Source organism: Pseudoalteromonas sp. SR45-5 (assembly GCF_014163565.1).
GTDB lineage: Bacteria > Pseudomonadota > Gammaproteobacteria > Enterobacterales > Alteromonadaceae > Pseudoalteromonas > Pseudoalteromonas distincta.
This window is the reverse complement of record NZ_JACJDN010000428.1, coordinates 1-3,598: the sequence shown is the minus strand read 5'-3', so window position 1 is coordinate 3,598 and position 3,598 is coordinate 1. Positions and strand designations below refer to the sequence as shown.

5 protein-coding genes and 1 tRNA gene are annotated in these 3,598 nt (G+C 34.9%); 5 read left to right on the top strand and 1 reads right to left on the bottom strand.

What is annotated here, in order from left to right:
• Positions 1-68 precede the first annotated feature (68 nt).
• Positions 69-485 (top strand): VOC family protein, encoded by a 417-nt coding sequence (locus tag H5072_RS14610; RefSeq protein ID WP_182682573.1) that lies wholly within the window; start codon positions 69-71, stop codon positions 483-485.
• A 38-nt stretch (positions 486-523) separates the two neighbouring features.
• On the opposite strand, the gene H5072_RS14605 is transcribed toward H5072_RS14610, so the two are convergent.
• Positions 524-1,192 (bottom strand): LiaF domain-containing protein, encoded by a 669-nt coding sequence (locus H5072_RS14605; protein WP_024597540.1) that lies wholly within the window; start codon positions 1,190-1,192, stop codon positions 524-526.
• 328 nt (positions 1,193-1,520) lie between these two features.
• Here H5072_RS14605 and H5072_RS14600 point away from each other — a divergent pair, with 328 nt between their 5' ends.
• From H5072_RS14600 to H5072_RS14585, 4 genes are all read left to right on the top strand, one after another.
• A complete protein-coding gene (locus tag H5072_RS14600) occupies positions 1,521-2,087 on the top strand; it encodes a BON domain-containing protein (protein ID WP_182693927.1) in 567 nt (188 codons plus the stop codon).
• A 72-nt stretch (positions 2,088-2,159) separates the two neighbouring features.
• Complete coding sequence (locus tag H5072_RS14595) at positions 2,160-2,318, top strand: YqaE/Pmp3 family membrane protein (protein ID WP_002957822.1); 159 nt, start codon at positions 2,160-2,162, stop codon at positions 2,316-2,318.
• Positions 2,319-2,687: 369 nt separating this feature from the next.
• On the top strand, positions 2,688-3,185 hold the full coding sequence (locus tag H5072_RS14590) for a hypothetical protein (RefSeq protein WP_259395960.1): 498 nt from the start codon (positions 2,688-2,690) through the stop codon (positions 3,183-3,185).
• Positions 3,186-3,438: 253 nt separating this feature from the next.
• Positions 3,439-3,515 (top strand) — tRNA-Ile (locus H5072_RS14585).
• The last annotated feature ends 83 nt before the right edge of the window (positions 3,516-3,598 follow it).

Here is a 3,598-nt window from a genome sequence, read left to right as displayed (position 1 = left end):
AATAACACTTTACCTAAAGTTAACTTGAGGTTTTATCGTGCTCCTAACTTAACTGATAGGATAACATTATGTATTTAGAGCACGTAAACTTAGTCGCGAGTGATATAGATAGTATGCTTACATTTTATCGCGCTGTATTTCCACATTGGTCGATTAGAAGTGAGGGCAGAGGCGATTGGCATGGAAAACCAAGACGCTGGGTACACTTTGGAGATGACACGCATTACATTGCGATAAGCAGTCATGGTGAAGGTGAAAACAGAAACTTATCGGGCCATCAAATTGGTTTTGCACACTTTGCTTATGTAACTAATAATTTAAGCGCAGTAGTAATGCGCTTAAATAAAGTGGGTTTTACTCTAAGCAAGCAAGGTAACGAGAATCCTTTCAGAAAGAATGTCTACTTTATTGATCCTGCAGGGTTTGAAGTTGAGTTTGTAGAGTATTTAAGTGATATACCAAGCGAGCGAAATAACGATTTATAATAAAATACTAAGCAGCACGCTAAAGTGCTGCTACTCAATTATAGTGAGCGATTATTATTACCCGTGCCAAACTGGGTTTTTAGCTCATTTGCAAAGCTCATAAATTTTTCTTTAATTGTGCGCTTTATTTTTACCTCAACCGAGCCCATTACTGCCTTTCCTTCAATATGAATTGTAGGGCCTTGGCGTTTGTTAAGCGACACAGATTTATTTTCAAGGCTACTTAAAATACAAAACATTTTAGACACTACATTGACATGCTCTGGTACGTAAATTTCATCGCTACCAAAAATACAGTTAACGTGAATAGTTACATTTTGATGCGCAAAAATAGCATCGGTAAAATCAAGCACCACCGATCCCATAAAGTTACTCAAATATATATTTTTTGGCACAACCCACTGACCACTTCGCTCGTTAGATCCTAAAATACTGCGTAATGTAAAATCATCATCACTGTTTTGCTGTGCACTATAATGTGGTGTAAATTGCGATTGTTTTTCTGCTTTATATTGCTGATCGGTATTAAGTGTTAAGTCTTCTACTAAGGCTAGCAGAGCTTCGTTATTAGGTGCATCCATCGCATTATCTAAACGTCTTTCGAATGCATCAACAGAAATAACACCATGACTGTAATTATAAATTAATTGATCAATCACTTGTTCGCGTACTTGCTCTATTGGGCGGTCTTCAACTTTTACAGACATGAGTTATTCCTTCTTATATTTACTATTGATACTGCTCTTGTAGTTAGGCTGCAAACCGCGTACCAAATATAATTTCATTAATTATCAATTGGTTATTTTTTAACGGTGTTTTTTGTTTTGTTATATTAACGATAGATTAACCAAAAGAGCAATTATCTAGCTATTTTCACTATTTGAGAAAGTTTTACCGAGTAGCCTGTAAATAGTTACACAAACATAGATAAGGTTTTATCTTTTAATTAATTCAAGCCTTTGAATTTTAAGTATAAATAAAGTTGGCCTGAAGCTCGCATTAGTTAAAGTGTCTTTAATCAAAAGGAGAAAGATTATGAAAACATTTAACAAATCTATTATCGCAGCTCTAGTTCTTGGTACTACGGCTATGGGTGCCCAAGCAAACAGCTGGGAAAACGAAAGTAAAGATGCTTGGATTGATGGTAAGGCAGAAACCGTTCTACTTATGAACACTAATCTAAACAACTTTGACATTAACACTGATGTAAAAAATGGCAAGGTAGTACTTACAGGTAAAGTTAATAGCGAACTCGATAAAGAGCTAGCAGAAGAACTTGTACTTAGCCTAGATGGTGTAACTGATGTTGATAACAGCCTTACTGTTGTTAAAAGCATGGACACCGAAGATAAAAACAACGACATGATGGACGATGATGATAACGACCTAACGGACGCTAAAATCACCACTGTAATCACAACTCGCTTCCTGTTTGACTCAGAAGTAGGTGGTACAGACATTGATGTTGATACCGACAACGGTGTGGTAACTCTGAATGGCTCTGTAGAGTCTGAAGCTGAAAAGCAACTAGCAGTTAAAATTGCTAAAAATGCTGAAGATGTTCGCGACGTAGTTGATAAACTAGCTATTGTTGCTGAATAATACAGTATAGTTAAGGCCCAGTAATACTGGGCTTTAAGTCTTTTCAATGTTTAATTTAAATGGAGTTTGATCATGGATATTATTCGTATAATACTTTCGGTTTTATTACCGCCATTAGGTGTGTTTTTGCAAGTTGGCTTAGGTATGCATTTTTGGTTAAATATTCTATTAACACTGCTAGGTTATTTCCCAGGGTTAATACATGCAATCTACATTATTGCGAAAAAATAATGACAGATTATATATTGTGTAAGCCGACTACTGAGGTTTAGCTAAATACTTTAGTACCGATCGGCTCACAATATTAGTTTTTAGAGAGTTTTTAGATTAAATCCATTTTTTAAAACTCTTCAACCCATTAATTCACTTCCTTAACTCACTCCCAATATTATTTTAAAACTATACTTATTGTTTACTAATAAGCTTTCCAGCTAACAGTCGCGCTCAGATTCTAATTTGATGCCATTTAGGAAATCTTCAACATTAGTGTGTTTATACATCTATAATATACAATCAAATACCTTATTATTTAGTGACAATATTACCTTCACTTCTAGTGTTATCATTAAACTAGGTTTTTAGGCATGTTGAGGTAGTTAATTGAATATTCGACTTATAATGTCAGGCGTTGTGTCATTCATTTTTTATTTTAGTTGGGCCTTCTGGGCAAATAGTGCGGCAGACATTGCTAAATCGGTCACTTTTCAAGCTGCATTAGTGCAAGGGTTGTATAGTGGATTTGTAACGCTGTTTTTTACCTTTATTTTAGAAAAGGTCGTCAACAAGTATAAGTTTAGTTATGTAACGCTTGCGTTCGTAACTCCAATTATTTGTATGTTTCATTCTAAAACACCACAAAACGTCGCAATACGACAAAGTTTTAATAATGCAATTAACTCTAGCGCCTCGTATTTAAGTAATAAAAAAATAGCAGGCGTACTTTTTGCGCCTATTATTCCGATTACTGTTCAATCGAGCTTAGTGATTATGGTGAATGTAGTTAATCAGACACCTAATCTGGCACTGACAGTAGCCCCAAGCATATTTTTTACAGCCTTGTATGCCTACACATATATGTTAGCTTTGCTTAAAAAGTAGAGGGTTAAATATAAAAGACTATATGGGATAGGTTTTGTTTATAATTTAATGCAGTGAATAGCACGGTAAATATCTTACATTTTATGTTTATGCCCACTTAAAAGATTACTATTTAAGCAGTTAGCTTGTTGATTGTTAAAATAAAGGTTTTTGGTAGTGACAAGCACCTAAAAAGTTTTTATACTGCAACCCGCTTTAGTCGCTCTGTGACTGAACGCTTCAAAAATTAACTGCCTAGCAGTTATATAAAGTTGGCCCCTTAGCTCAGTTGGTTAGAGCACACGACTCATAATCGTTAGGTCCCCAGTTCGAGTCTGGGAGGGGCCACCACTTTTACAAATTTCCCAAGTAAATATCTATCCAAATTATTTAAAGCTACATTAATTTAATATTGTGTAATTTTTATTCTTTAG